A 26,953-nucleotide genomic window follows, 5' to 3' on the forward strand; every position below is an offset into this window, starting at 1 on the left:
CTTTTTCGCAATAAACTATAGTCATGCATAAAAGATTTGTTAACCACTGCACGATTGATATAACCCTCATTCCTGATGGTCCAATTCTCATCAAATCTGGTAAAGAAGGAGCAGATCCAACTAAGCCGGATATGGAATTTGTAGAAACTTATCATGCTGGCGGACGTTGTATATATTTACCGGGAAGCAGTTTAAAGGGAGCAATCCGCGCCCATGCAGAACGAATTGTCAGGACTATAGGGAGTGAAAAACGTCCACCAGAAAATACTCAAAAACTTTGGTCTAGTAATCTATTAGACGAAAGAGACAAACAGAATAATCCAAATTTTTATCTTGAAGATTGGAAAAACCGTGAAAAAAAGAAGAAGTTAGAGGAGCGACATCCTCATCCAGGGGCAGAATTATATAAACAATCATGCTTTATCTCTCAAATATTTGGCAATACTTCCATTGCTAGCAGAGTTAGAATTGAAGATGCTTATCCTGATAAATCTCAACCATTAAAAATTGAAGAACGCAATGGGGTAGCAATTGACCGGGTATTTGGTTCTGTCGCAGTAGGACCATTCAATTATCAAGTTTGCACTGCTGGCGAATTCCACACCAAAATTCATTTGAAAAATTTTACCCTTGCACAGTTAGGTTTAATTGGTTTAGTGTTGCGAGATTTAGATGATGGTTGGTTTGGCTTGGGTTTTGCAAAATCTCGTGGCTTGGGTACGGTAGAGGTGAAGTTAAATGAAGCTGTTGTACAATATCCTGGCTGTATTTTATCGGAAGATAAACAACAAATTTGCGCTCTTGGTAGTGAAAAAACATGGTCTAAGACTTTCCTCTTAGGTGCTGGAGAATTTTTAGAACTTAAAGAAGCGCAATCATATGGTTTCCTGACAGAAAAGTATACAGAAGACCGTCAAGATACCCCTGTTGCTGCACAATCAATGGATTTGGGTTTTGGAGTGCAACTTACTTGGCGCTCAGGTACAGTTCATGATTTGTTTGAGCGAGCCGTTAAGTCTTGGAGTCATTTACTGGTGGGGGCAAAATGAAACCTTTTGTAGGTTATAAAAAAGAACTTTTATCAGTATCTCAACTACTAGAATTAATTCCAAAATTTACAATTGAACCTAGCTACTATTTCTTACGTTGGACTTACAAAGTTAGTGGAATTGTAGAACAGCCACCCACAAATATTGACTTTCCTATGATTGAGGGACAAATGTTCAATCATGAGTGCGAACTGCGGTGGAAGCACAAGCGCCAAAATACTTATGAAGTGCTGCTGCTCACAATTGCTGACAAGCATGATGATTTTACCCCGGTCAAAGAAACAATTAAAAAAGTAGGGAATGAAAAAGAAGCTTGGAGAATAGAGCCTAATAATCCCCAAATTTTCCCATCCTATGGATATCCCGCTTATGGGTATCGTCCAGATACAACTCGTTTTCCCAAAAAGCTAATTTTCCCCGACAGCTTAGATATTCGACTTAAAGAAGAAGAAATTAAAGAAGAAAAAAACAATAAGCCTAAATTAGCTCAACGTTATTTTATTGATAATGAAACCTCGACTGTGCAATTTGTGGCTTTAACTGTGGAGTTAGCGCAAACATGACTGGAAATCGCCCTCAACGACCTAACCGTGTGGATTCATCGCCTGAATTTGCACCAAAACCTTATGAATTCGTCTCCTTTCCCAAAGAACGCCCGAACTTACAGCGTCCCGTTGGACATCACAAATATTTGAGCGATCGCCTACACGGTACTCTATATCTTACCCTAAAAGTGCAGACATCTCTCCACGTTTCCACTGGGGTAGTTGTCATGGGTAGCGACATTGGCAGTCGCATTCCCCTTATTAAAACAATGGTACAAGGTGTTGACCAAAAGCTTTCGATTGGTGGCAGCAGCCTCAAAGGCTGCATCCGATCTGCTTATGAAGCGATTACCAACAGCACTTTGGCAGTCATTACTTCCAAGTATAGAAATCAAATACCTACCGAACGCCTACCTTGTCGCAACAAAGAACAACTTTGTCCAGCCAGTCGGGTATTTGGTGCGTTAGATTGGCAAGGGTTGCTGGATTTCAACGATGCTAAGTGTGAAAGCATGGGCTTCGCCACTGGATTTATGCCTTCGCTGTATCGTCCTCGTCCAGAACCAGACAGCGCATACTTTCTTCGCGGTAAAGTAGCAGGTCGCAAATTTTACTACCACACAGTCAGGGCGATTGATAAAGGGCAAAATGCTGGCATTCCCGTACAACAAGCCGCAAGAGAGTATACTTTCACAACGGTGCTACACTTCAAGAATTTACTACCAGAAGAGTTAGGAACTTTGTTAATTGTCTTAGGACAAGACCCCAAGCATCCCATCGCCTTGAAAGTGGGTGGTGGTAAACCCATTGGTATGGGAACGATGACAGTCACTGTGGAAAAAATCTTACAAGCACAAAACCTGCAACAGCGCTACTCAACTTATAATCTCAATGAATCTAACGAACTTACAGGAGAAAAGTTACAACAATTTATACAAAAAAATCTTCAAGCAGCCCACTCGCGCCTGGTTCAGAAACCACAACTAGAGGAACTCACAGCCGTACTACGTTATCCAACCGATCGCGAACCCCCATCTGGAATGTACTAATTATGACTATGGTTGAATTGTCCTCCGAATCCTTGACAGATGCAGAGTGGGATATAGCCCATGCGATCGCTCAAAGCCTAGTCAAAGAAGATACAGATGTGAATGAATTAGGGAAAGCGATCGCTTATCTGCGTACTATTGTTAACGAATCAGATAGCACTTCCAGGTTTTTCAAGTACCTGAAAACCCTGCTAAGTAATGGCAGATTAATTGGACACAGTGGTAGAACTACAGATTATTACCGCAGTATCGATAAGGCTTGTAGTGATTATCTTAAAAGCATTGGCGATGCCTATAAGATACTGCAAATTTTAGGCTGGGTTTCTCGCCTGATGCGTTACTACAAAGATGCTGGTGTACCCATTGGAGAAACTACAATTCCCACCCCATTCCCTGTAGAGTCAGCACGTCAAGTAGAAATTGCCAAAGTCGTTCAATCCCAAGACTTTCAGGTTGAGCAAATATTAGAGGCAAAAGTTACTAAAATTAATGGTAACAAGGTCACTTATGAAATTCTGGGAACAATTAAGTTAACTGAGAAAGAACCGAAAAAAGCACAATCTCTTTGTGAAGGGCAAATGGTGAAGGTAGAGATAGTGGACATTAAGGAAGACGGGAGTATCAAAAAAGTTAAATTCATCGGGTGAAGAAAGTATTTTAATATTAACATAGAAGAAAGGTATACATAGTTGTGCCTTTTTGTTAGTTAAAATGTTTTCTCAATAACAATGAATAAGCAAAAATACTCATGTCTTACTGCTCCACCTTTGGAAGCAGTAAAAAGTGTTCATCCTCCACCAGAGATAAACTCTGACTCCGATTTAACAGTTTATTCACCGTATAGTTCCTGTTTGCACAAAGGTACGACAGCCATGACAAAACACTCCAACGCTTCTGAAAGCCAGCAACCAGAACGCCACTGTGTCTTCACCAAGAAGTTTAAGGAAGACATGAAATACTGGAAGAAGCACTGTCAAGCAAAGTACAACCGCATTCAGGAACTAATACGGGAAATTCAGGAGAAGCCTTTCGAGTGTGTAGGCAAGGGGAATCCGGAGATTCTAATACATGAATATTATCAAGGATACAAAAAACGCTCGCGTGAAATAAACGGCAAACACCGCCTTGTCTACGCAGTCTCAAACGACACAATTTATTTTCTCCAAGCTCGCTACCATTACTAGAAAAAATAAGGTGATGCTTGCGAAGAAGTAGCTGAAATTGGGGTAGTTCTTGCTTTCCGGAGCAGGTTTGCTTCTTCTAGCTCCGGTTGGCTTTGTTGCTAAGTGCTTTCAATCTTTGGAGTATTTTAACTATGATCTTTGTAGTAGAGACAATAGCTGTTTTAGGTATTTTGGATAATGTCAAACGTTTGTCAGAAAATCAATTACGCCGAAGCTCAAGCGAATTTAGATGAAGTTTGCAACCAAGTTGTTTTAAGCCGTGATGCAGTGATTATTGAAAGAGAAGGTAGTGAAAATGTGGCTCTCATTGCTGCTGATGAGTTAAGCAGCATGAAGGAAACTCTTTACCTACTCAGTTCTCCGGAAAATGCGGCTCGTCTCTTTGCTGCTTTGGAAGAGGCGGGGTCAGGCAATCTTAAACCTCAGACATTAGATGAACTACTTGAGGAACTAGAGAACGATGACGAAGATTAGTCTGTCAATTAGCATAACTCTAAAGTGTAATATTGCTTTTTCCACCTTGCAACCACTTGACTTAGATTTGAATTTTCGCTAACATTATCACACTATGGAAACCTTTGTTTCATTTATAAATATTCCTCTTAAGGGGATTGAAACAGGTTTCTATATGGTGACTACAACTGTTATATCGGAGTTCACCACTTCCCCGCAAGGGGACTAAAATAAACGAAAATTAAATTCGTTTTCAATAGCTTACCGATTGATTTCCAAATCGCGTTGCCTTAATTTTTTTATGCTGACGCGATCGCTTTTTTTGTTCCGAAAATATAGTAGTTCCCGTTAAGATGAGCTATATACAGGGGCAATACATGAATTATCCCTACGAAATAATCTGTACTCTACTCAACTGAGCGAGTAAAGACCATGCTATGAAGTGAATGCACTGAAAGCAGATGCACTCTATGACAAACTGTTAACAGATATGAAGACAAAGCCTTTTAGCGAATTGCGAAATGAGATGACACCTGAGCGAAGGGCAAAAAACAAAACTCGTGCTCAACTTATGTTACTTCATCTTGCTCTCCTAGAAGTACAACAGTCGTTGGAGATTGTACAAGATGATTTGGAAAAAGACCTCGGTGCTGAGTAAGTCATTAAATATCATGTAGTATCCATGCCCAAAATTCTCCTTGTCACCGTCGGCGGTTCCTTCCAACCTATTGTCACCGCCATCCGCAGTTTACAACCCGATCGCATCATCTTCATCGCCTCCGATGGTAACAATGGGAGTAAGTCGCAAGTCATCAGTGAAGGAACGCCTTGTGAAGTACGTCGGGGAACGGAAGTTATCGAAAGATTACCCAACATTCCTACACAAGTAGGGTTGGGCGATCGCTTTCAACCCCAACGGGATTTGATTCTCGTCCAAAACCCAGACGATTTAGCACAATGCTATCTCAAAATCCAGCAGTGCATTTGCCATCTCCAGCAGGAAGCACTTGAACATGAGATTCTCGCTGATTACACTGGTGGGACAAAAACCCTATCAGCTGCTTTGGTATTGGCGGCGGTTGATTGCGGGATTTCTTTATATCTTACTATTGCCACCACGCGCGAAAACTTGGTGAAGGTAGAACGGGGAGAGTTGACGCGACTGGTGGATACGAGTTTTCGCACTTAAGGATTAGCTTAAACCGTCACAAGCCCGACACTGTACTTTGAAAAAGTCAGTGTAGGAGTACGTCTCCGTCCCCTTGCGGGGAAAAGGTGGTCTACGACTTTAGAAATTGCGGTCAACATGTCGGCAATTTCCGCACAAAGGTTTCCGTCCCCTTGCGGGGAAAAGGTGGACAATTTCTCCATTTGGTCTCAGATGAATGACACTACCATCTGGATGGTCATAGGTTTCATATCCACCTGTTGTGCAGCTTTTAAATTGAAAGCTGTGGTTGTTGAGTACTATTCTTGCTTCTAATCTAGTTTTTCCTGTTAAATCAGGAAGCTGCTGAGCTGCAAGATTCATTTGTTAAGTATAAACATAGTCTTATAATATTTGTTGTGTTTATAATGTGGCATCTTACTATTACTCTTAAAATCTACTCTGGATTTTTCAGAGCACGACGCGCCAATTTTACGTAAGTCTTCACTGTTTCATAAGGCATTTCCAAATCTTGTGCGATCGCCTGCAATGATTCTCCCATTTCTCGCTGTGCCAAGATAGTTGCCCATTTTGATGCTATCTCTTCTGCGCGTTCTCCACCAGTACGCTTGCGCTGTGCCTTAAAGATTTCTGTCAGTTCCTCAACACGTCTTGCTAGCAAGCTTTGCACGTCTGGGACTTCAGGTGCTACTTGCGATGACCAACCTAACCGTGTTTGACCTAAGCCAAATGTCGTTTTATGACCAGTACCACAGTAAGGTGCTAACTTCCCCAAAGCATAAAACAGCTTGCAAAAGTCTGGTTGCTTTGATGCTTCTTTGGTCAAACCAAATTCTATCGCTCCTGTAAATCCTGTAACCGCACCTTTCTTACCTGCTAGTACTTTCGCTGATGTCAATTGGTGACGAGTAATCAACACGTTATCATCCACCCAAGCCAGAAACGCCTCTTGTTCAACTGGTATCCCCGAAAAGTCATTCCAACGGCGCAGGTAACTGTGAAAGACATTCGTTGGCATTGGTAAGGGGAAATGATGACCTTTGCGGCGAAAGCTTGTAGGACTCAGGAATGTTAGGGTGACTGTTTCCCGATGTTCATAATTCAGTATTTTAGCATAAGTTGTGGCAGAATGAGCAATTTGACAAGAGCGTATTTGCAAGGGTGCATCCCGCAAATTCAGTTGTGCGGGCAAATTTTGCACCCATTGCAAAAGCCACTGTACAACTCGACTCGATAAAGCCGTGACATACCAGTAATAGGTGGTGTTTGCCTTGAGTTGCACTTCCCGACCGCTACTCACCATTTCTCCATCCAATCCCGAAATGGTGAAGGGTTTTTCCGACTCGCCATCGTGGAGGTAAGCAGACAGTTCCGGTGAGAACGAACGTACTTGGTCAAGAAACCAAGCATGGAGTCCGATGGTGTATTGGGGATAAACAGAAGCATCTGCTTGCGAGACTAATTCAAATACCAATCCGACCAATTCTGTATCAGGCGACCAAATTAGGTTAGATTCTTGGGAATCAGGCTTTTTTGGAGTGCGTCGTGGCATGACAAGTTAGAAATCCCAATAAATCAGCATATATCCGCATTAATTACACCACTTTTGGGAATTATGAGTTCTCACTATTGTATCTCGTTTTGCTGTTTCCATCCCCTTGCGGGGAATTTAGGAGCGGTTATACTACTTTAATCACTGCCCTCTTGCAGGTCTTGTGCAAATGGTGACAGCTTGTCTAAGGAGTTAGCTACTGCCATGACTTGTTCTGAAGTCTTGCTGGCAATATTAGCAAATTCCAGAACAGATTGGCTGGCGGAGGTTGAAGCCTTTGCTTGCACAGGAGCGGTTTGGGCAAGCTCCTCGACCAGTTTTTTCATTTGGTCAGTTATAGTGATAATCTCATTGAGCTTCTGCTGAGTTTCTTTTACCAATTCAGTCCCAAGCATTGTCTGTTCTGCCCCAGACTCCATAACAGCAATAGCTTCATTGGCTTGTGTCTGAATTTGGGCAACGAGTGATTCTATTTCTGCTTCTGCAATACTCGTGTTCAATTGCTGCACTTGAGAAAGTGCGTTGTCAGCAAGCATTGCCAATTTTTGACCAGCTTCAGGGCTGCGACTTGCTTCAAGTGCCGTATTCATGACTTGCAGCTTGAGTTGAGATGTAATATTACTAATAAGGCTGGCTACCTGGGAGAGCTTTTGGGAAGGTTCGTCTAGACGGTGGACTTTTTCGGCAGCTTCCACAATTGTTGTTTGGATAGCACTGAAGCTGTCTAAAATCGGGTTCATAGACTCATGCCCATCCTGTACTAACTGGCTCAGCCGCTGATCCTGCAGTTCTGCTTGTTGCGCACAAATCAGCATTCTCAAAGCCGAATCAGCCAACGTTTGAATTTGATTGTAGGCATTTGTCACAGACTCCATCTGACTGAGAGCCTCGGTTGAAAGGGTTTGGACAACTGTTTCACTACCTGTGAGCAGTTCTGACACCTGACGCTGGAGTGCTTCTTTTTGTTGACGCTGCTCGCGTTCTGCTGCTTCAGCAATTTCGTACGCCTGCTCTACCTGCTGTAAAAGCCGGGCATGGTCGAGAGCAAACCCCACTTGTGTAGCTATCTGGGCAACCAAATCAATCTCATACTGCTGCCAATCACGGGGTCCGGAGCATTGATGTGCAATCAATAAGCCAAATAACTGGTCATCTTTGAGAATCGGCGCAACCAAATTTGCCTTGACAGCAAAGGGTTCGAGTTGACCAATGTAACAATCGCTCAATCCTGCTTGATAAATGTTATTGGTCGCTTGAACTCGACCAGCCTGGTACATTTCTACATAGCCCTGTGCAAAGCAAGGGTCTTTGATTTGAGCTCGCAACGCTTTCGGAAAACCTGGAACAACGGATTCTGCAACCACAGTTCCATACCAGTCGCTGTCAAAGCCAAAAACAATCACTCGATCAGCGCCCACTGCTTTGCGAACTTCATTAACGGTGGTTTTCAGGACGTCTTCTTCGTTGAGCGATTCGCGAATGCGGCGCGTTATGTCTCCAAGCAATTGAGTTCGCACTCCTTCAGCATCGATTCGCTGAAGCAGCCGGGCATGGTCGAGAGCAAATCCCACTTGCATAGCAATCTGGGTGATCAAATCAATCTCATACTGCTGCCAATCACGCGGTCCGGAGCACTGATGTGCAATCAATAAGCCAAATAGCTGCTCGTCCTTGAGAATCGGCGCAACCAAATTTGCCTTGACAGCAAACGGTTCGAGTTGACCAATGTAACAATCACTCAATCCTGCTTCATAAATATTATTAGTAGCTTGAACTCGACCTGCTTGGTACTGTTCTATATAGCCCTCTACAAAGCAGGGGTCTTTGATTTTAGCTCGCAGCGCTTTCGGGAAAGCAGGAATCACGGATTCTGCAATCACAGTTCCATACCAGTCGCTGTCAAAGCCATAAACAACCACTCGGTCAGCACTCAGTGCTTTGCGAACTTCTTCAACGGTGGTTTTAAGGACATCCTCTTCGTTGAGCGATTCGCGAATGCGGCGGGTAATATCTATAAATATCTGAGCTTGATCGGCTTTCGTATCTATCCGTTGTAGCAGCTTAGCGTAGTCGAGAGCGAATCCCACTTGCGCGGCTATCTGGGTGCAGAAATCAATCTCGGCTCGCTGCCAAAAGCGTGGTCCGGAACACTGATGTGCAATTAATAAGCCGAATAGCTGGTCGTTCTTGATAATGGGGGCAACCAAATTTGCCTTGACACCAAATCGCTCCAGCAACCCAATATGACAATCACCGAGATTAGCTTTATAAATATCATCAATAGCACGAACGCGACCATTTCGGTATTGTTCGACATACCCTCCCTGAAAACAGGGGTCTGAGATTGTTGTCCACAATGTTTTCGGTAACCCGGGGGCAACTGATTCTTCTACAAAGGTTCCATCCAAGTTGGAATCGAAACGAAAGATGACCACGCGGTCAATTCTTAGGGCTTTGCGGACTTCTTCAACAGTTGTTTTGAAGACATCTTCTTCACTAAGCGATTCCCGGATACGCTGGGTAATGTTCATCAACACCCGGGAACGTTCTGCTTCGGCTTCTTGTTTCCATAGCAAATCCGGAAGCTGTTCTTTTATTAAGCTGATGTTTGTTTCTAAGACAACCAGTTCATCAATGCTCCTGATGGGAGGGCGAGTACCAACTTCTTGACGCAGGCTATTCACCATACTACTAGAGACGGCAGTCGCGTTCAGGATGGGACGAATGGCGCGATTAGCTAGAAATGCTGCGATCGCACCTGCCAACACTGCCGTCACCCCTGTTTCAATTAACAGAAGTGACAGTAGTCTGTCTAGTGCTTCACTTTTTGGTGGACTTGTGGTATTCGTTTGTCTAGATTGGGAAATTTGCTTAGCAGTCAACTGGCTACCAAAGTAGTAAGTGACTGTCCCTACTGCCAACACAGGGAGCATACTAACACCAAGCGCCCAAGCTATTGCCTTAGTTTTCAAGCTCGATTCCTGTCGCTTCTGCTGCTGAGCAACAGGAGACTCTTGAAGCTTTTTTGGCTGATTAAATTTTTGCTCGGCTGGCTTTTGAGAAGAAGGCTGAGTCATACACGAAATCTAGTTCTGCTGCAAAAAGTTATTGAGGACAAAAGTATCGGTCACTACATCCATTTCCTCAACCAAGGAGGTAGGGGAATGCACCGTTGGAATTGCTACTGACTTAAAGGTAGATTAAAAAGCTGCAACCTTGTCCTGACTTTATTTAGGGCTTTTGTGTAGGGCTAAAGAAGCGCCACAACTAGGGCTATTAGAGTTCCAGCCATTGGGGCAAAATAGCTCTAAAACTCTTACATGGTTTGCTTTTCACTCCTTAGCCTTTCTGCCTCTCCTCAAGGGTCTGATGCTGCGAAATAATAATTTTATTATATTAGTATTCAATGTTATTAAAATATATTATATTCTTATGTGAATTCCCGGTTAAGCATTCAAAAACTGAGTACGTGAGTATTTTATAACAATAAGCATGATAAGAGCAACTGCACATACCAAAGACACTATTCTCAGTGTTGGGTTGTCCCACTGTTTCATAGCAACTGCAACCAAAGCCCAAACTGTGACTCCTGGATAAGCAATGTCTCGACGCTGAACAGCAATGAACGTAGCAAGTGCGGCTGCAACTAGCAACATAATCACTGTCCATACTTGGGCAGAAATTCCCCAACCATTCCAACCGACAAAATACAACGCACACGCCACATTCACGATGGTTGCTACACTAATCCACGCTAGATAAATACTGATAGGAATGGTAACGCACCACTTCTTGATACGAGATACAGGATTTGTGCCAATCCCTAACCGTACATATATAGTCATCAAGGGTAGCAAAATTCCTAGCATTGCTACGACCGAAAGAGCAAAAAGCCGGGAGAGGAACAGATAAACCCAGATACTTTGGGCAAAACAAGCAATCACCAGCAAGTAGCTTATTTTACGTAAATCGGAATCATGTCTCTGGTTTGGCAAAACTTGGTAGATTCCTAATGCAAAAAGACCAAGGTAAATCAATCCCCAAATAGCAAAGGCGTAATTAGCAGGAATAACCTGCACATTTTTGAACAAAGTGTTAGAAATTTCACCAATATTGAGTCCATTTAAGGGAAAAATATTCGACACGACATTGACGACAAAAGCGCCGATAATTGCAGCTAGAGTCACAAGCTGTCGCAGGAAATCTCGGTCATAGCTAGAGTTGGATTGCTGCATAGGTCAGATTGCACCACTTAATATTAGGTCAACTACTGTTTTGTGCTTCTAGCTTACATCTTTCTTGCAGCTTGACAACCCAGAAGCAACGATAGTAGATTTATAAATAACGAGCGTTCGATATAAAAAAGCCGAGAGATGCCGAAGATTGTTGACCATGACCAATACCGCAAAGAACTGCTCAGTAAGTGCTTTGACTTATTCGCTGAGAAAGGCTATGCTGCCATTACCATGCGCCAAATAGCTGAAGGTTTAAGTGTTTCTACTGGGACGTTGTATCACTATTTTCCTAGTAAACAGGCGTTATTTGAGCAATTGGTGGAAGATATATGTGAGCGAGATGTATTGCTGGCAAAAGCTGAGTTGGAAGGAAAGCAAACTTTGCCGGAACGGATGGAAGCTTTAGGAAAATTTTTAGCTAAAAAGGAAAATTACTACATTAAATGGACTTATTTACAAGTTGATTTTTGTCAGCATCAAGACTCTAAGGAAATGCAGGGTAGTAATGCATTTCAACGTGCAACGAAGCGATATGAACAGGAAATATATGATATTTTAGGCATTCAAGACCCAGCGCTAGCTTGGTTTATTTTGAGTTTTATTGATGGCTTAATCCTTGAGCGACTTATGGATAATGAAATGGTTTCTATTACCGAACAATGTGCCTTGTTAGGCAAAATGCTAACGGCATATTTAGAAAAACAACCATCAAATCATACTGCTAACAGCTAATGAGTGAGGAAAAATTATGAATGTTAAGGTGCTATCAAAACCTGGGAATCGATGGTTAATTGGGCTAGTTGTAGGTGCGACTGCAATCACAGGTGGAATTGTTTTTTATGGCATTTCTCAGTATGGGATGGTTAGTCAAAAACCCGCACCTGTGGAAACTGCTCCTCCAGTAAAAAAAGTGACAGCATTAGGACGACTCGAACCGGAAGCCGAGGTGATTAAGCTGTCTGCACCTCTAGCATTGGATGGCGATCGCATTGCTCAACTGCTCGTCAAACAGGGTGACAATGTAAAAGCTGGACAAGTTGTGGGAATTCTCGACTCACGAGATAAACTCCAAGATGCTCTATCGCAAGCACAAGAGCAAGTTAAGATGGCTCAAGCCAAACTCGCACAAGTAAAAGCTGGGGCAAAATCCGGGGAAATCTTTGCTCAAAAAGCAACAATAGAGCGTTTACAGGCGCAGTTGCAAAGTGATAGAGTAGCGCAAGAAGAAGCGATCGCCCGATTAGAAGCGCAGTGGCTAGGCGACAGAACAGCGCAAGAAGCAACAATTCGCAGACTTGAGGCGCAACTCAACAATGCTCAAGCCGAAGATCAACGCTATCAGCAGTTATACAAAGAAGGAGCTGAATCTCGTTCCTTATTTGATAGCAAACGCTTGGCTTTAGAAACCGCACAACAGCAACTCAACGAAGCCAAAGCAGTTCTTAACCGAATTAATACCACTGCTAGCAAACAAATTCGTGAAGCGAACGTGGCGCTACAAAGAATTAATGTTACTGGTGTCAAGCAAATTAAAGAAGCCAACGCCACCCTCGACAAGATTGCTGAAGTTCGTCCTGTGGATGTGCAAGCGGCGCAAGCGGAAGTTGATAATGCTTTTTCAGCTGTCAAACGCGCACAAACTGACTTGGAACAAGCTTATATCAAGGCACCAACAGCAGGAAGGATACTGAAAATTCACACGCGAGTTGGAGAAAAAATAAGTGAGTCTGGCATTGCTGACTTAGCGCAAACTGAGCAAATGGTTGCTGTTGCAGAAGTTTATCAATCCGACATTAGTAAAGTGAAAACCGGACAAAAAGCAGTTGTCAAAGGTCAAGGGTTCAACGGAGAATTGCAAGGAACCGTTTCGCTAATTGGCTTGCAGGTTAACCGACAGAACGTTTTCAGCAATCAACCAGGGGAAAATCTGGATAAGCGAGTCATCGAGGTGAAAATTCGCCTCACACCCGAAGATAGCAAGCGAGTTGCAGGTTTGACTAACTTGCAAGTGCAGACAGCGATTGAACTGTAAATTTTCTTTGGGAGAAAATATAACGGATGTTCGTTATAGATTGGTGTGACAAGGAGATTTCTAAAAAATGCTTTGCAAAACGTCTCGAATCCGAATTCTCAGGAAAACTTATCCTTGGACAATTTTGGCAATTACAGCTTGTAGACTCACGTACTCAAACGGTGTCAAAAGGAATAGAGAAAAAACTCGTTTTTTGATGGCTTACTTCAGGATCGACTTTGCAAGCATTATATCGCTCATGAATGACATGCTTTTTTAAATTAACTAGAGCAGAGGTGTCAAAATGCTGAAAACTATATACTTAATTCTTTGCATCCTAGGTACTGTTTTACCGTATTCACAATTTGTTCCCTTTCTTTTAGAACATGGGCTGGATGTGAACCTTTTCCTAGAACAGCTTTTCACTAACAGAATTTCCGCATTCTTTGGTATGGATGTGTTTGTTTCAGCGCTGATTCTTTTCGTTTTTATATTTGGAGAAGGTTCACGGCTAAAGATGAAAAAATTGTGGGTTTATGTTGCCAGTACTTTGTTAGTTGGTGTTTCTTTGGGCTTGCCTTTGTTTCTCCTCATGCGACAACACAAACTTGAAGAAACAACACTCGCGCTAATAAGCTAACCAACAAGATTCCCGACTTCTTGAAGAAGGCGGGAATCTAAGCCTGAGTTTAGTGTGTCAAGGAGTTTTTTGAAATGTTTCGTAAATGGCTTCGTAGAACCCCGCTGGCATTGCGACAGGTGATGAAAGAAAAAACTCGTCTGGCGGTGGCAGTTGCAGGTATTGCCTTTGCAGATATGCTGATATTTGTGCAAATGGGCTTTCAAGATGCACTCTTTGACAGTGCGACAAAGCCTCATCAACTGCTGGAAGCAGATTTGGTGATGACTAATCCCCAACTTCAAACCCTTTTCTCTGTCAAAAGCTTTTCTCGTGAACGACTTTATCAAACGTTGAGTCATGAAGGCGTTGAGTCGGTGAGTTCTGTCTACATCAGTTTGGGACAGTGGAAAAATCCAGAAACTCGGATTAATCGCTCCATTTTGATTTGGGGAATTGAGCCAGACGCTCCTAGCTTGAATTTGCCAGAAGTGAAGCAAAATGCAACGCATCTTAAACTTTTAAATAGAGTATTGTTTGACCGTGCTGGACGTCCAGAGTACGGGGCTGTAGCCGACGGTGTGCAAAAGCACGGAACGCTGGAAGCAGAACTCAATAGTCAGAACATTCAAGTCACTGGGCTGTTTACCATTGGTGCTTCATTTGCTGCTGATGGTAATGTGATCACGAGTGATTCAACGTTTTTGAAATTGTTTCCAGAACGTCAACCCAATCAAATAGAAGTCGGTTTAATTAAACTCAAACCTGGTTTCGATCCGATTCAAGTGCAAGCGCAGCTTGCCAAACAATTGTCAACAGATGTACGAGTTTTAACACCAGAAGGTTTTGCGGCGGTAGAAAAATACTACTGGGAAAGCCAAGGGACAATTGGATTCATTTTCGGACTTGGTGTGATTGTAGGATTTATTGTGGGAATCGTGATTGTCTACCAAATTCTCTACAGTGATGTTTCCGACCATTTACCAGAGTATGCCACGTTGAAGGCAATGGGCTATAGCGACGGCTATCTTCTCGGTGTCTTGTTTCAAGAAGCATTGCTGTTGGCGGCGTTGGGGTATGTGCCTGGATTTTTGATTGCGATCGCACTCTACCAGTTAACATACGCTGCAACACTGCTACCCATTGCCATGACGCTTGCCCGTGCAATTACTGTATTTATCATAACGATAGTCATGTGCACCTTTTCTGGGGCAGTTGCGATGCGCAAGTTACAATCTGCTGATCCAGCAGATGTGTTTTAGTGCAATACGGTTCAGTTAGTGGTGTTTAGTTTTGTTAAGATCCCCCAACCCCCTTAAAAAGGGGGCTTAGTTCCCTCCTTTTTAAGGAGGGCTAGGGAGGATCAATCCTTAACTGAACTGTATTGTGTTTTAGTGAGTAAGTCATAACAGAAATTATGTTCAAGGTAGACATCAATGTCAAATGACTCGACAAATGCATTGAACAATCAAACTCGTGATGCGTGGAACACTAACGCTTTTGTTTGGGACGCCCGTATGGGTGATGACGGGAACGACTTTCATCAAGTACTGATTCGTCCAGCGATCGAAAGGCTGCTGGAGGTAAAATCAGGCACTCGGATTTTGGACATAGGCTGTGGTAATGGGCTGACAACCCGCAGATTAGCCAGCTTGGGCGCACAGGTGGTAGGAATAGATTTTGCCGAAGAGATGATTGCTTCTGCCCGTAGGAGAACTCAACAGCATGAAACATCAATTGAGTATTACGTCCTCGACGCCACTGATGAGACAGCTTTACTTGGGCTGGGGGAACGTTCCTTTGATGCTGCTGTATCCGCAATGGCACTTATGGACATGGCAGAAATTGATCCCCTGCTACGGACACTGACAAAGTTACTACGTCCTGGAGGCTGCTTTGTCTTTGCCGTGATGCATCCTTGCTTCAACAACACATATGTGAGTATGGCTGCAGAAGTCAAGGATTGTGAAGGTCAGCTTGTGAGTGAATACTCACTTAAAGTGTCTGGGTATCTACAACCCTCCACCACAAAAGGTTTAGCACTTGAAAATCAACCAAAACCACATCTATACTTCCATCGACCATTGCACATTCTGTTGAGTGCAGCATTTCGTGCTGGGTTTGTACTTGATGGCTTAGAAGAACCTGCTTTTCCATCTGACCATTCTTCTAACACTCGCTTTTACAGTTGGTCTAACTTTAGCCAAATTCCACCTGCGCTTGTAGCCAGGTTGAGATTTTCTGATGAATTGTTACGCAAATCCTAGGCAATTAGTTAATAACCATACAGAACAAACTATGACAAAAGTAACTTCTTCTCATAACTCAATGCACATAGTCACAACTCAACCCGTCATCTGTGCAAGTAACCTCAATCATTACTTTGGTGAAGGTACCCTTCGCAAACAAGCCTTATTTGATATCAACCTAGATATTTACTCTGGTGAAATTGTGATTATGACTGGACCTTCAGGTTCAGGAAAAACAACCTTGTTGACTCTTATGGGAGGACTACGTTCTGCCCAAGAAGGAAGTTTAAAGATTTTAGGACAGGAAATCTGTCGTGGAGTAAAAAGCAACTGCGAGATGTTCGTCGTCAAGTTGGCTATATTTTCCAAGCACATAACCTCATGACATTTTTGACAGCTAAAGAAAATGTCCGGATGTCGTTAGAGTTACATGACAAGTTTTTAGATCAGGACATGGATGCTCAAGCAGTTACGATGTTGGAGAGCGTTGGTTTGGGAAATCGTGCAGATTACTACCCAGAGAATTTATCAGGTGGACAAAAGCAACGGGTGGCGATCGCCCGCGCCCTGATTAGTCAACCAAAGATAGTCCTAGCAGACGAACCCACTGCTGCACTCGATAAAAAATCTGGGCGTGATGTTGTGGAATTGATGCAGAAGTTAGCGAAAGAACAAGGCTGTACAATTTTGCTGGTGACTCATGATAACCGTATTCTTGATATAGCTGATCGCATTGTGTATATGGAAGATGGTCGTCTCGTCAGCGATGGTGTAGATGCTACTGCTAAAGTCGGTTAAATCTAATAGTATTCTAGGATGGCATATTGCTTTTTCAGCTTGAGTTTTTGGGGAGAATAAGTCATGACTATTTGGGTAAATGAACAAATTGATTCATCCGGCATGATTCATGCTTGTATTGCTTGCTGTAACGAGTCTCAAGCCAAAGATTGCCATCAGTCCTTTGAGCAAAATTTGACTGAAGAGCAAAAGGCATGGGGTTGGGTGGCGCGATTGCGGACGGTCAATTCTTGGGATGACGTTCCAGTCAATGCTTTAAAGCTGGATTAAGAGTTATATTCGTTCCTTACGGTATGGAGAAAAAAAGAATTATTTCCTTGCCAAATAGAACATATTTTATTTGTGGGGACGCAACTGTATTCTGCGTTCTTCTTAATTTTTACTTTCTTTTACCAATTGCTATAGGGGCGCAAGCCACTGCGCCTCTACTGTCTTAGTTTCTATACCGCAACTCAATTGAATGAAGTAATTACAGCAGAATTCAGAAACCGCAGCTAGGAACTCAGAAGTAAAAAGGGCTTAGTGTCTCGGCTTTTAGACAAAGCGCGTTGTACTTCATGCACGAACAAGGTGCTGTATAAATCTCGTGTCCATCCCCCTCATTTCCCCTTACAAGAGGGGGGGGAAGACAGAGGAAAATTTTTATTTATTGTCCCATAAGTAGTTCATTATTTCTTTGGTGTACCTTACTCCGGGTTGCAAACCGCTATATTGCCACAAGCACAGCAGGTATATCAGAATATGAGCGAAGATTAGGTTAAAGAAATATTAAGAAAATAATATAATATTAGAAAAGCTTCAAATAAACTAATCTATTATGGAAAATAGATGTGTTTGTTGACTATTTAAGAGTTATCATCGGTACAAAAGATGAATTGAAAAAAAAACTTGTAAAAAACAAAGAAAGTTGAGTGAACTATCCAACAGTTTACACTGCTCTTCCAGGCTCTCCCATCCATTTGGTTGGCAAAACGGGACAAGCTGTTCAAATTTCAATTCATTCTCCTAGTCAGTATATCTGTGCCAACCGCGAGCAGATATTACCAGATTGGAAAAAACAGGTTTCTTTGTGGGTCGTGATTGTTTTACAGCAATCAGGATATGAATTAGTGGAAAGTACCCCGGAAATTGAGACAGAAAAAGAACGGTTGCGGGAAAAGTTTATGAGATTTGGTTGTGATGTTGCCTTTAATCTGCGCGATTGCAACTATTTAACAGACGTGATCGACCCCCGCACAGGCTATCCTTTGCTTTCGCGTCCGGGGAAAATTTTGCACGACGACACTGCAGCGGTGAAAGCTTTACTGCGCTACCCAGTCATTCAAAACAAATGCCGCGTGCTCATCCATCCCAGTTGGGGAATGGCAGTTTATCCCGGCATTTTGATCTCACAAGCTCCCCCATTCTTGATCGAATGGGTGATCAGGAGCATAGCTCCCTTGCATGGTTGGAAAATGAAGACTGAAGACTGAAAAATAATAAAGGATGAAGACTTCATAATTTTTTGTACTCTTGATACCATTGCACAAAAGAATTTATACCTTGCTCAAGGGGAGTACTGGGCTTAAATCCAACATCACGCATCAGGTCATCTACATCAGCATAAGTTGCGGGAACATCTCCCGGTTGCATCGGTAATAGGTTTTTCACTGCTTTCTTGCCAAGCGCCTTTTCAAGCACCTCAATAAACGTCATCAATTCCACAGGATTATTGTTACCGATGTTGTAAAGTTTGTAACGGGCATTGCTGTTCGCTGTGTTGGATTCAGGTGGTTTGAGCATCACGCGGAAGACGCCCTCAATGACATCGTCAATGTAGGTAAAATCTCGCTGCATTTTGCCGAAGTTGTAGACATCTATGGGTTTACCTTCTTCTATCGCTTTCACGAATTTGAAATAGGCCATGTCGGGTCTTCCCCAAGGACCATAAACTGTAAAAAAGCGCAGCCCGGTTGTCGGAATTTGGTAGAGATGACTATAAGTATGGGCAATCAATTCATTTGCTTTTTTGGTTGCAGCATACAGCGAAATCGGGTGGTCAACATGATCGCTGACGGCGAAGGGAACTTTGGTATTGATACCATAAACAGAACTTGAGGAAGCAAATACCAAGTGCTTGATTTGACTTTGGCGGCATGCTTCTAAAAGATTCACAAAGCCTGTAATATTGCTATCTAAGTAAGCCCAAGGGTTTTGCAAAGAGTAGCGCACGCCTGCTTGGGCAGCAAGGTGAACGACATAGTCAAAGGTGTACTCTTGAAAGAGTTGAGCAACCTCAAGGCGATCGCCATCGCCATCGCCGTCTGGGCGCGCCCCTTTGGGACGATCGCTCAACTCTAAAAACTGAAACGTAAACCCCGGCTGCGGGTGAAGCTGCGCCAAACGAGCTTTTTTGAGGTTGACATCGTAATAGTCATTCAAATTGTCAACGCCTATGACCTCGATTCCTTCTTGTAAAAGACGGTGTGCTAAGTGATAGCCAATAAATCCAGCAACGCCAGTAACCAGTACCCTCATCGTTAACACCACTCAAAAGTCCATAATAGACATCATATTCATTCACCGAAGTACGGGTGTGCTGTTTGTCGAAGGATAATCAATAACGCTATAGATCAATACCAAGTTGCGTTCCTACATCTTACCCTCTCTCCCTCCCTCTCTCGTATAAACTAACCCTTACGAGGTCGGCGCAATTTCTTAGAACGAATAGGTCCTAAAACTTGGTTGAGTGCGCGCAGCTGTTCAGCTGTCCCCATAGCGATCAGAACATCTCCCGACATAAATACCGTTTCAGCTGTAGGACCACCGATCAGTTCGCCATTAGAGCGGCGAATGGCGAGAACCAGCGCACCTGTTTGCGCTCGTAATTGTGCCTCCCCTAAAGTTTGACCGATAAAAGGACAAGCAGCAGCAGCTAGCAAAAATTCTTCCATGTACAGCTGTCGATCAGTACCAGAGATGATCCCGTCTACAAAGTCCATAACCTCGGGTCTCAGGGCTGCTGCTGCCATGCGTTTTCCGCCAGTGATGTAGGGAGAAATTACGGCATCTGCGCCGGCACGTTGTAATTTTTGCAAAGCTTCCTCTGTGCTGGAGCGGGCGATCGCCCTAATATTTGGATTAAGTGTTTTCGCTGATAAAACTACGTATAAATTTTCTGCATCTGAAGGAAGTGCCGCTACGATACAAATCGCCCGTTCAATGCCAACTTTGAATAAAGTTTCATCCAAAGTTGCATCTCCCTGGTATACTGTATAACCCTGAGATTGAGCCTGTTGTACAGATTCTAACCTGGAGTCAATGATTACAAAAGTCACGCCTTCTGCCCGAAATTCTATGGCAATTTGGCGACCTGTCCGGCTAAATCCACAGATGATATAATGCTCTGTTAAGGATTCCATTAAGCGCCTCTGTTGTCGTATTCTAATTCCTTGTTGAAAATAGCCTTCAATAACAGCTTCTGTAAATCTGTTGACAATGTAACCAATACTGATAACTCCCATCAAAATCAAGGCGATGGTAAACAATCTGCCTCGCGCTCCTAGGGGTTGGGTTTCACCGTAGCCAACAGTCGCCAAGGTGATGACGGTCATGTAAGCTGCGTCCTCCCAAGACCAATGCTCCACAAATCGATACCACAAAGTGCCAATGAGGAAAACACCAGCAAGGGCGATAATCCCCACCTTTAACTCTTGCTGGATACGTTGATATTTTTGCTCAAGTGTTGAGTACACAGTTTTTTCCCATGACCACTCGTTTGAGAATATCTGAGTGCTAGCTTAATATGAAGTTTGTAAGAAGATTTTTTTCCAGATTCTCATAGAAACCAGCAACTAACGGTAAGATGACAAGTTTTTAGGAGTTAAGTCAGTAGTGAGCATACAAACTCTGGTTGAACAAGCGACGATAGCGTCTAGCCCCTTTGAAACAGATAGTTTCAATCAAGTTGTCATGTCCACCTACGCACGGTTTCCTATTGCCCTAGAACGGGGCGCTGGATGCCGTGTTTGGGATACGCAGGGGCGGGAATATCTCGACTTTGTGGCTGGAATTGCCACTTGTACCTTGGGACACGCCCACCCTGCTTTGGTAGAAGCAGTGACACGGCAAATACAGAAGCTACACCACGTTTCTAATTTGTACTACATCCCTGAGCAGGGAGAGTTGGCAAAGTGGATAGTTCAACACTCCTGTGCTGAACGCGTATTCTTCTGCAACTCCGGGGCAGAAGCCAATGAAGCCGCAATTAAACTGGTGCGAAAATACGCACATACAGTGCTACAAATTGAAAAACCAATCATCTTAACGGCACGTGACAGTTTCCACGGAAGGACTTTGGCAACAATTACCGCTACAGCTCAACCGAAGTATCAAAAAAACTTTGAACCTTTGGTGCCTGGTTTCGACTATGTCCCTTACAACGATATTGGTGCGGTAGAAGCGGCGATTAGCGAACTCGATGAAGGCGATTACCGCGTGGCGGCAATTTTAATAGAACCATTGCAGGGCGAAGGCGGCGTACGACCCGGATATTGCCTACTTCCAAAAGTTGCGGCAGATTTGCAATGAAACTGGTGTTTTGCTCATTTTCGATGAAGTGCAAGTCGGTATGGGACGCAGCGGCAAGTTATGGGGTTACGAGTGTCTTGGCGTTGAGCCGGATATCTTTACCAGCGCGAAGGGCTTGGGCGGTGGTATCCCCATCGGAGCAATGATGTGCAAATCATTCTGCGATGTTTTCCAGCCAGGAGAGCATGCTAGTACCTTTGGCGGAAATCCTTTTGCATGTGGAGTTGCTCTCAGCGTTTGCCAAACTTTGGAACGGGAGAACATTTTGCAAAATGTACAGGATCGGGGTGAACAGTTGCGAGATGGTTTGCGGGCGATCGCCGCAAAATACCCCAATCACATCACCGAAGTACGCGGTTGGGGTCTGATCAACGGTATGGAGTTGAACCCAGATACCCAGTTAACAGCACCAGAGGTTGTCAAAGCTGGGATAGATGAGGGTTTATTGCTTGTTCCAGCTGGTCCCAAAGTTGTACGATTTGTGCCACCCTTGATTGTGACACAGGCAGAAGTAGAACAGGCGTTGCAAGCTGTTGACAAAGCAATGGCAGCTGTGACAAAAGAATGAACAAACAAGAAAGAAGAGAGAAGAATTTATTCTTTCTTCTTTCTTTCTTTTGGGGAATGATTAATTCAATTACGAATTAGAGAGCGTATCTGCCATTCTTTGCAGTTTTCTACCGACTTCTTCCATCGTGTAGAAGAACGTGAAAAACCGCAGTAACTCATCGATAGGATAATCTTGCATCTGTATTCCTTGCAAGTGATTGAATTGGTTTGTTGCATTCGTGAGTGCAACTTCTATCTCTGGTAAAGATAAATGGGATTTATGCGACTTAACAGTATGTGCCAAGACGAGCATCGCACTTCTGGTTTCCTGTGCTAGTTGGGTAAGTTCGGGTGAGAGCATCTGCCAGAAGGTATCCTGTTGCCGGACAATTACAGTATGTTCCATGGTCAGGATATGCTCCCAAATCCTTCGGATTAAGAACTCCCAAGCTTCATTTACCTGCTTTTCTGGTGATTCGCGAGTTTGTCCCTGTCTGACTTCCTTCCATAGCCCCCGCCCTTTCTGTAGTGAACTAATAATCGTGGCTTTTATCGCCTCCGCTTTCGGGCGCTCATAGTTTGCTGTCAACGCACCATCCACAACCAATCCGTAAAACTGCTCCAAACTCACCAACGTTTGCGACAAACAACGCCTTAGTTCTGAACCAGCAGAGGCGGGAAAGACGAAGTTGTTGACCAACAGTGCTACACCAATGCCCAACAGAGTTTCTAGAAATCTACCCCAAGCATACAGCCAGGGAGACTGGTTGTGAGTCAAAATTACAATTGCCGACACATACCCCGCTAACTTTGCAGCCTCATTAAATTTCCAGTAGTTGGCAAGAAAGATAGTCAGGAACACACTGATTCCCAACGACCAGGGATTGTTACCTAGGGTAGCGCTAAAGATTGCGCCACCAATGGCACCAATCACTGTTCCAATCAACCGTTGAATCCCCAGTGCCAAAGTACTGCCATGCGTCGATGACATCACGATAATGGCTGCTATGACTGCGTAGAAAGGATACTCCCATTGCAACCACTGAGCAATGATCAAAGAGATTGCAGATGCTAGTCCCATTTTTAGTGCCATCTTGGCTAGCATCCCATTGGCAGAACAAGCCCAATTGTTCAATGCTGTGATGATTGTTTGCTTGGGCAATTTCTGCTGACTTGTAGTTTGGCTATCCGGAGAGGGAAGAGTGTTATTGGGTTTTACCATATCTACAAGCTAAAAGAAGGAGTTAGGAAATCCAACACAGACTAATACCACATGGTTTTTGACCATTAGTATTTTATGCTGGTTTTCAAATCTCCACAGGATGTTGCCCGTAAAATGGTAATGCTTTTGACCAGTTAGGAGGCTGCCCTCGTTGCCAGTCTAAATGTGCTACTTGCAACACGTTTGTCACTGTCGCTGCTAATCCGGATTTTGCTTCAATAAGTTGATAATCTGTGTTCCAGCTTGCTAATTTTTCCTGCCATGCTTCTGGTGTTATCACAGTATCTGGTAGTAAAACGTTAAGTTCAGATTGTGCCACCCTTGATTATGACACAGGCAGAAGTAGAACAGGCATTGCAAGCTGTTGACAAGGCAATGGCGACTGTCGTGGCGTAAGTCATCTAAAGAAGATATGAGGTTGGGAATTGTTATATGCTGTTTGACCCGAAACGTTACCCGAACCAGCGAAGAACAATACCTTACCTGTTCTTCCTACAGCAGCATGAATAGGATTAATCGCAATTTGAGACGATATTTGCCAGGGCATATTGATGAATTTTCCCGTTAGTTAAAAAATGAGGATAGTAAAGTTGAGACTTATTAGCTTCATTTCAAGCCATTGCGTCTCGCAGCAATAGTTGGCATTTGTCACCAAAGTTGCAAGGACTTCCTGTAAACACTAAGTTTTAATAACTACCAACTTGAGTTGTAAAAGGAAGCCTATCTTCAGCAGGATCAGTTTTACTTCTTGAAACTGGCAGATTGCATCACCCTTTGCCAAAGCGGATGAGTCAAAAGTAGACTATTACTTTATACCGAGCTGTCTTGCTAAATTATCAAGATTTGATGAAATCTATGTAAATTCAACGATGAAAATAAAAAACAGTTGGCAGGCGGTCTTGCTAAATTATCAAGATTTGATTAAATCTAAGTGAATTCAACGATAAAAATACAAAAACAGTTGATAGCCTCTGTTTTACTTTGAACATAACAAAAGCGCAGCAACATTATTCAATCCTCTAGCTTTTTGCTATAAAGCCTTAATTTATAATGTCTTCATTTTTCCACTGTGAAGACTCCTCATAAGCAAGGCAAACCCATCTCATACCAATTTCAAAAATCTTTACAATACACAAAAAGGCTGTAAGGGCGCAAGGCTTTGCGCCCCTAAGCAAGTATCTGTCGCATTGTGTGTCAAAATCGGGATAACTTTTGCAATCAGATGAGGCATCGTTTTCACATCTCGACAGGATGTTGCCCATAAAATGGTAATGCTTCTGACCAGTTAGGACGCTGCCCTCGTTGCCAATCTAGATATGCTAGTTGCAACACGCTTGTTACTGTCGCTGCTAATCCAGATTTTGCTTCAATAAGTTGATAATCCGTATTCCAGCTAGCTAATTTTTCCTGCCATGCTTCTGGTGTCATCACAGTATCTGGTAGTAAAACCTTAAGTTCAGAAGTATCTGGTGTAAGTTGATAAATAGCCCCGAAGACTTGACCTCGTTGGGCGGGCATTTGTACGGCTATAACTTGATTCACGCTTTTTTCCTCCCCTTTATAACCAGGGCTAGAGGGGATTTGTGACCACGCCACAGCTGCCAAAGTAGAAATGGCAAATACAGGAATGCCTAGCTGTTGCCCCAAAGTACGGGCGGTAACAACTCCAATGCGAGTTCCAGTAAAACCTCCTGGTCCCTTTGCTACGGCAATAAACGCCAAGTCTGCCCAAGTTTGCGGTTTAATAAATTCAACTAAATATTGATGCAAATGACTCGATAGTTCACGATCTAAATCCCAAACTTTAGAACGGGTTTCGCCGGCAAAGTTACTGATTGCCAAACCCAATTCACGAGTTGTGGTGTGTAGTCCTAGTGCGTATTGCGTTGGTTGGAGATGTTTTAATTCAGTGGTCAAAGCTATTTTTAATATTAGTTTTTTTATAACGTCTTGTATTTTAAAGCATCTTTCTGCGTTAAATTAAACATAAAAATAATCACGACTACCACACTAAACAGCAGTAGCCGCGTTTAACACACACAACACAACTCATTATCAAGTTGGCACCAACTCACCAGGACGTAATTTCGACCACTTACCCATTTCGCGCTTAAAGCTGAGACAACCTACAACATCCCATTCCATTTCAATCACATCATCGTGTGTGCGGATGTTGACATTGATGGAGGGTTCATTCGGCTCAAAATTTGGCGTTTCGGTCAAGTGGGGTTGTTGGTGCTGCGTTTCTACCGCATGGTAGGTTATGCAGCGGTCTACATAGTGGCAATTTACACAAACACACATAATTCAACCAACTCCGGGGACCTTTATTGATAATCTAGCTTAAGCGCCATTGTTATTCACTAGTCGCTGGGTTTATTTTTATTACGATGGACTGTTCAGTTTTATGTTTTCGCCAGAAAATTGGCCTTTTAGTTTGGAATTATTGCCACAACCCGCTTACATGGTGGGTGGTGCTGTGCGGGATGCGATTTTAGGAAAGACTCGCGAGTACCTGGATCTGGATTTTGTTCTACCATCTGATGCGGTGAAGGTAGCCCGCAAAATAGCGACACATTACAAAGCTGGTTTTGTGTTATTAGATCCACAACGACAAATTGCTCGTGTTGTGTTTCCCCACGCTACAGCAGATTTTGCACAAGCTGAAGCCAATAGCTTAGAAACAGACTTGCATAGGCGGGATTTCACAGTAAATGCCATAGCATACAATCCCCACACTCAAGAAATTATTGATCCCTTGCAAGGCTCTATTGATCTGCAACAGCGTCTTTTGCGAATGATATCACCTGCTAACTTGGAAGACGACCCCTTGCGGTTAATGCGGGCATATCGCCAAGCTGCACAACTCGGTTTTACAATTGAGCCAGAGACTCAGGCAGCAATTCGCTCTTTAGCATCACACATCACAAAAGTTGCCCCTGAAAGAGTGCGGGTAGAATTAGGGTATATGCTGGCAAATGCTCAAGGGAGTTCCTGGATTGCAAGTGCTTGGGAAGATGGTTTAATCACTCCTTTCTTTAAATACGCCACAAAAGAAAGTGTGAGTTTACTGGCGGTGGTTGACTCTTCTGCTTCTCAACTCACCGAAATTTGGCAGCAATTTGGGGTGGAACTTGCCCAATATGTACGCGATACCGTCAAAACCACTTGGTTGGCAATAGCTAAACTTGCAACTCTAGTCAACCCGGAACCAGAAACAGCCCAAATAGAGTTGATGGAACTCACCTATAGCCGTGCAGAAATAAAAGCGGTAACTACCGTTTTAAGGTTGTTACCGCAACTGAAAACACCCCTGATGTCTTTGCGAGAACAATATTTTTTATTTCAAGAAGCGGGATTTGTCTTTCCAGCGATCGCCACTTTAGCAGTCGCACACACCATATCAGTAGAGGCAAGATCTGACGACAAGCCTCTAGATATGTACGCACCCTTAATTACCCGCTACCTTAACCCTGATGATCTGGTTGCTCATCCCACAGCATTACTTAGTGGGGAAGCTCTTATGTTAGCACTGAACATTCCTGCTTCGCCACTAGTCGGTCAACTCCTTAAAGAAATTACCGTGGCGCAGATTGAGGGGAAGGTTTCCACACAAGAACAAGCGATAGAGTTTGCAGCTGGTTTGTTAGGGATTAGAGATTAGGGATTAGAGATTAGGGATTAGAGATTAGGGTAAGGTG

General features: G+C 43.3%; 26 protein-coding genes and 3 pseudogenes. 18 read left to right on the plus strand and 11 right to left on the minus strand.

Annotated elements, in window-relative coordinates:
- The first annotated feature begins 23 nt into the window (after positions 1–23).
- The 8 genes from V5G28_RS33985 (at position 24) to V5G28_RS34020 (ending at position 5,469) form a co-directional block, all read left to right on the plus strand.
- Entirely contained in the window at positions 24–1,049 is a 1,026-nt protein-coding gene (locus V5G28_RS33985; RefSeq protein ID WP_332988937.1) for an RAMP superfamily CRISPR-associated protein, read from the plus strand.
- The gene (locus V5G28_RS33990; RefSeq protein WP_332988939.1) at positions 1,046–1,612 is read left to right on the plus strand and encodes a hypothetical protein; all 567 of its coding nucleotides are present in this window, start codon (positions 1,046–1,048) and stop codon (positions 1,610–1,612) included. Before V5G28_RS33985 ends, V5G28_RS33990 begins: the two co-directional genes overlap by 4 nt.
- Positions 1,609–2,643 carry an RAMP superfamily CRISPR-associated protein gene (locus tag V5G28_RS33995; protein ID WP_332988941.1) on the plus strand — a complete coding sequence of 345 codons (1,035 nt, stop codon included), beginning with the start codon at positions 1,609–1,611 and terminating at the stop codon, positions 2,641–2,643. Before V5G28_RS33990 ends, V5G28_RS33995 begins: the two co-directional genes overlap by 4 nt.
- Positions 2,644–2,645: 2 nt before the next feature.
- Complete coding sequence (locus V5G28_RS34000) at positions 2,646–3,290, plus strand: hypothetical protein (RefSeq protein WP_332988943.1); 645 nt, start codon at positions 2,646–2,648, stop codon at positions 3,288–3,290.
- An 81-nt stretch (positions 3,291–3,371) separates the two neighbouring features.
- Entirely contained in the window at positions 3,372–3,827 is a 456-nt protein-coding gene (locus V5G28_RS34005; protein WP_332988946.1) for a Txe/YoeB family addiction module toxin, read from the plus strand.
- Positions 3,828–4,004: 177 nt separating this feature from the next.
- Positions 4,005–4,301 (plus strand): type II toxin-antitoxin system Phd/YefM family antitoxin, encoded by a 297-nt coding sequence (locus tag V5G28_RS34010; RefSeq protein ID WP_332988949.1) that lies wholly within the window; start codon positions 4,005–4,007, stop codon positions 4,299–4,301.
- Positions 4,302–4,770: 469 nt separating this feature from the next.
- On the plus strand, positions 4,771–4,938 hold the full coding sequence (locus V5G28_RS34015) for a hypothetical protein (RefSeq protein ID WP_332988952.1): 168 nt from the start codon (positions 4,771–4,773) through the stop codon (positions 4,936–4,938).
- Positions 4,939–4,962: 24 nt separating this feature from the next.
- Positions 4,963–5,469, plus strand: coding sequence for a hypothetical protein (locus V5G28_RS34020; protein WP_332988955.1), 507 nt, complete (start codon positions 4,963–4,965; stop codon positions 5,467–5,469).
- Between the two features lie 99 nt (positions 5,470–5,568).
- On the opposite strand, the gene V5G28_RS34025 is transcribed toward V5G28_RS34020, so the two are convergent.
- The 4 genes from V5G28_RS34025 to V5G28_RS34040 form a co-directional block, all read right to left on the minus strand.
- The gene (locus V5G28_RS34025) at positions 5,569–5,811 is read right to left on the minus strand and encodes a hypothetical protein (RefSeq protein WP_332988959.1); all 243 of its coding nucleotides are present in this window, start codon (positions 5,809–5,811) and stop codon (positions 5,569–5,571) included.
- A gap of 73 nt (positions 5,812–5,884) precedes the next feature.
- Complete coding sequence (gene cas6 / locus V5G28_RS34030; RefSeq protein ID WP_332988962.1) at positions 5,885–7,000, minus strand: CRISPR-associated endoribonuclease Cas6; 1,116 nt, start codon at positions 6,998–7,000, stop codon at positions 5,885–5,887.
- 137 nt (positions 7,001–7,137) lie between these two features.
- Positions 7,138–10,077: a methyl-accepting chemotaxis protein gene (locus tag V5G28_RS34035; protein ID WP_332988965.1), complete on the minus strand. Its 2,940-nt coding sequence runs from the start codon at positions 10,075–10,077 to the stop codon at positions 7,138–7,140.
- A 369-nt stretch (positions 10,078–10,446) separates the two neighbouring features.
- On the minus strand, positions 10,447–11,235 hold the full coding sequence (locus V5G28_RS34040; protein ID WP_332988969.1) for a tryptophan-rich sensory protein: 789 nt from the start codon (positions 11,233–11,235) through the stop codon (positions 10,447–10,449).
- A 138-nt stretch (positions 11,236–11,373) separates the two neighbouring features.
- Between V5G28_RS34040 and V5G28_RS34045 the strand changes: the two genes are divergently transcribed.
- The 8 genes and pseudogenes from V5G28_RS34045 (at position 11,374) to V5G28_RS34080 (ending at position 18,384) form a co-directional block, all read left to right on the plus strand.
- Entirely contained in the window at positions 11,374–11,967 is a 594-nt protein-coding gene (locus V5G28_RS34045; RefSeq protein WP_332988972.1) for a TetR/AcrR family transcriptional regulator, read from the plus strand.
- Positions 11,968–11,983: 16 nt separating this feature from the next.
- Positions 11,984–13,267 (plus strand): ABC exporter membrane fusion protein, encoded by a 1,284-nt coding sequence (locus V5G28_RS34050; protein WP_332988975.1) that lies wholly within the window; start codon positions 11,984–11,986, stop codon positions 13,265–13,267.
- Positions 13,268–13,550: 283 nt separating this feature from the next.
- Entirely contained in the window at positions 13,551–13,886 is a 336-nt protein-coding gene (locus V5G28_RS34055) for a DUF2834 domain-containing protein (RefSeq protein WP_332988979.1), read from the plus strand.
- A 74-nt stretch (positions 13,887–13,960) separates the two neighbouring features.
- Positions 13,961–15,127 carry an ABC transporter permease DevC gene (devC, locus tag V5G28_RS34060; RefSeq protein ID WP_332988981.1) on the plus strand — a complete coding sequence of 389 codons (1,167 nt, stop codon included), beginning with the start codon at positions 13,961–13,963 and terminating at the stop codon, positions 15,125–15,127.
- Between the two features lie 174 nt (positions 15,128–15,301).
- Positions 15,302–16,132 carry a class I SAM-dependent methyltransferase gene (locus tag V5G28_RS34065; protein WP_332988983.1) on the plus strand — a complete coding sequence of 277 codons (831 nt, stop codon included), beginning with the start codon at positions 15,302–15,304 and terminating at the stop codon, positions 16,130–16,132.
- A gap of 61 nt (positions 16,133–16,193) precedes the next feature.
- Positions 16,194–16,912 (plus strand): annotated as a pseudogene (locus V5G28_RS34070) (DevA family ABC transporter ATP-binding protein).
- A gap of 63 nt (positions 16,913–16,975) precedes the next feature.
- Entirely contained in the window at positions 16,976–17,182 is a 207-nt protein-coding gene (locus V5G28_RS34075) for a hypothetical protein (protein ID WP_041035271.1), read from the plus strand.
- A 641-nt stretch (positions 17,183–17,823) separates the two neighbouring features.
- Positions 17,824–18,384 carry a methylmalonic aciduria and homocystinuria type D protein gene (locus tag V5G28_RS34080; RefSeq protein WP_332988987.1) on the plus strand — a complete coding sequence of 187 codons (561 nt, stop codon included), beginning with the start codon at positions 17,824–17,826 and terminating at the stop codon, positions 18,382–18,384.
- A 22-nt stretch (positions 18,385–18,406) separates the two neighbouring features.
- On the opposite strand, the gene V5G28_RS34085 is transcribed toward V5G28_RS34080, so the two are convergent.
- Both V5G28_RS34085 and V5G28_RS34090 read right to left on the minus strand, forming a co-directional pair.
- Positions 18,407–19,429: an NAD-dependent epimerase gene (locus V5G28_RS34085; protein WP_332988989.1), complete on the minus strand. Its 1,023-nt coding sequence runs from the start codon at positions 19,427–19,429 to the stop codon at positions 18,407–18,409.
- Positions 19,430–19,581: 152 nt separating this feature from the next.
- Positions 19,582–20,646, minus strand: coding sequence for a potassium channel family protein (locus V5G28_RS34090; RefSeq protein WP_332988991.1), 1,065 nt, complete (start codon positions 20,644–20,646; stop codon positions 19,582–19,584).
- A gap of 139 nt (positions 20,647–20,785) precedes the next feature.
- Between V5G28_RS34090 and V5G28_RS34095 the strand changes: the two are divergent.
- Positions 20,786–22,049: pseudogene (locus V5G28_RS34095) on the plus strand (aspartate aminotransferase family protein).
- A gap of 69 nt (positions 22,050–22,118) precedes the next feature.
- On the opposite strand, the gene V5G28_RS34100 reads toward V5G28_RS34095, so the two are convergent.
- The 5 genes and pseudogenes from V5G28_RS34100 to V5G28_RS34120 all read right to left on the minus strand — a co-directional run bounded on the left by V5G28_RS34100 (position 22,119) and on the right by V5G28_RS34120 (position 25,556).
- Entirely contained in the window at positions 22,119–23,252 is a 1,134-nt protein-coding gene (locus tag V5G28_RS34100; protein WP_332988993.1) for an FUSC family protein, read from the minus strand.
- Positions 23,253–23,337: 85 nt separating this feature from the next.
- Positions 23,338–23,562 (minus strand): annotated as a pseudogene (locus tag V5G28_RS34105) (tRNA (adenosine(37)-N6)-threonylcarbamoyltransferase complex dimerization subunit type 1 TsaB); the annotation flags it as partial.
- A gap of 87 nt (positions 23,563–23,649) precedes the next feature.
- Positions 23,650–23,799, minus strand: coding sequence for a hypothetical protein (locus tag V5G28_RS34110; RefSeq protein WP_332988994.1), 150 nt, complete (start codon positions 23,797–23,799; stop codon positions 23,650–23,652).
- A gap of 689 nt (positions 23,800–24,488) precedes the next feature.
- Positions 24,489–25,169: a tRNA (adenosine(37)-N6)-threonylcarbamoyltransferase complex dimerization subunit type 1 TsaB gene (gene tsaB / locus V5G28_RS34115; RefSeq protein ID WP_332988996.1), complete on the minus strand. Its 681-nt coding sequence runs from the start codon at positions 25,167–25,169 to the stop codon at positions 24,489–24,491.
- A 138-nt stretch (positions 25,170–25,307) separates the two neighbouring features.
- On the minus strand, positions 25,308–25,556 hold the full coding sequence (locus tag V5G28_RS34120; protein ID WP_332988998.1) for a Ycf34 family protein: 249 nt from the start codon (positions 25,554–25,556) through the stop codon (positions 25,308–25,310).
- A 103-nt stretch (positions 25,557–25,659) separates the two neighbouring features.
- Here V5G28_RS34120 and V5G28_RS34125 point away from each other — a divergent pair, with 103 nt between their 5' ends.
- The gene (locus tag V5G28_RS34125; protein WP_332988999.1) at positions 25,660–26,916 is read left to right on the plus strand and encodes a CCA tRNA nucleotidyltransferase; all 1,257 of its coding nucleotides are present in this window, start codon (positions 25,660–25,662) and stop codon (positions 26,914–26,916) included.
- Positions 26,917–26,953 lie beyond the last annotated feature (37 nt).

It is taken from the genome of Scytonema sp. PRP1 (assembly GCF_036697665.2).
GTDB lineage: Bacteria > Cyanobacteriota > Cyanobacteriia > Cyanobacteriales > Nostocaceae > Kalymmatonema > Kalymmatonema gypsitolerans.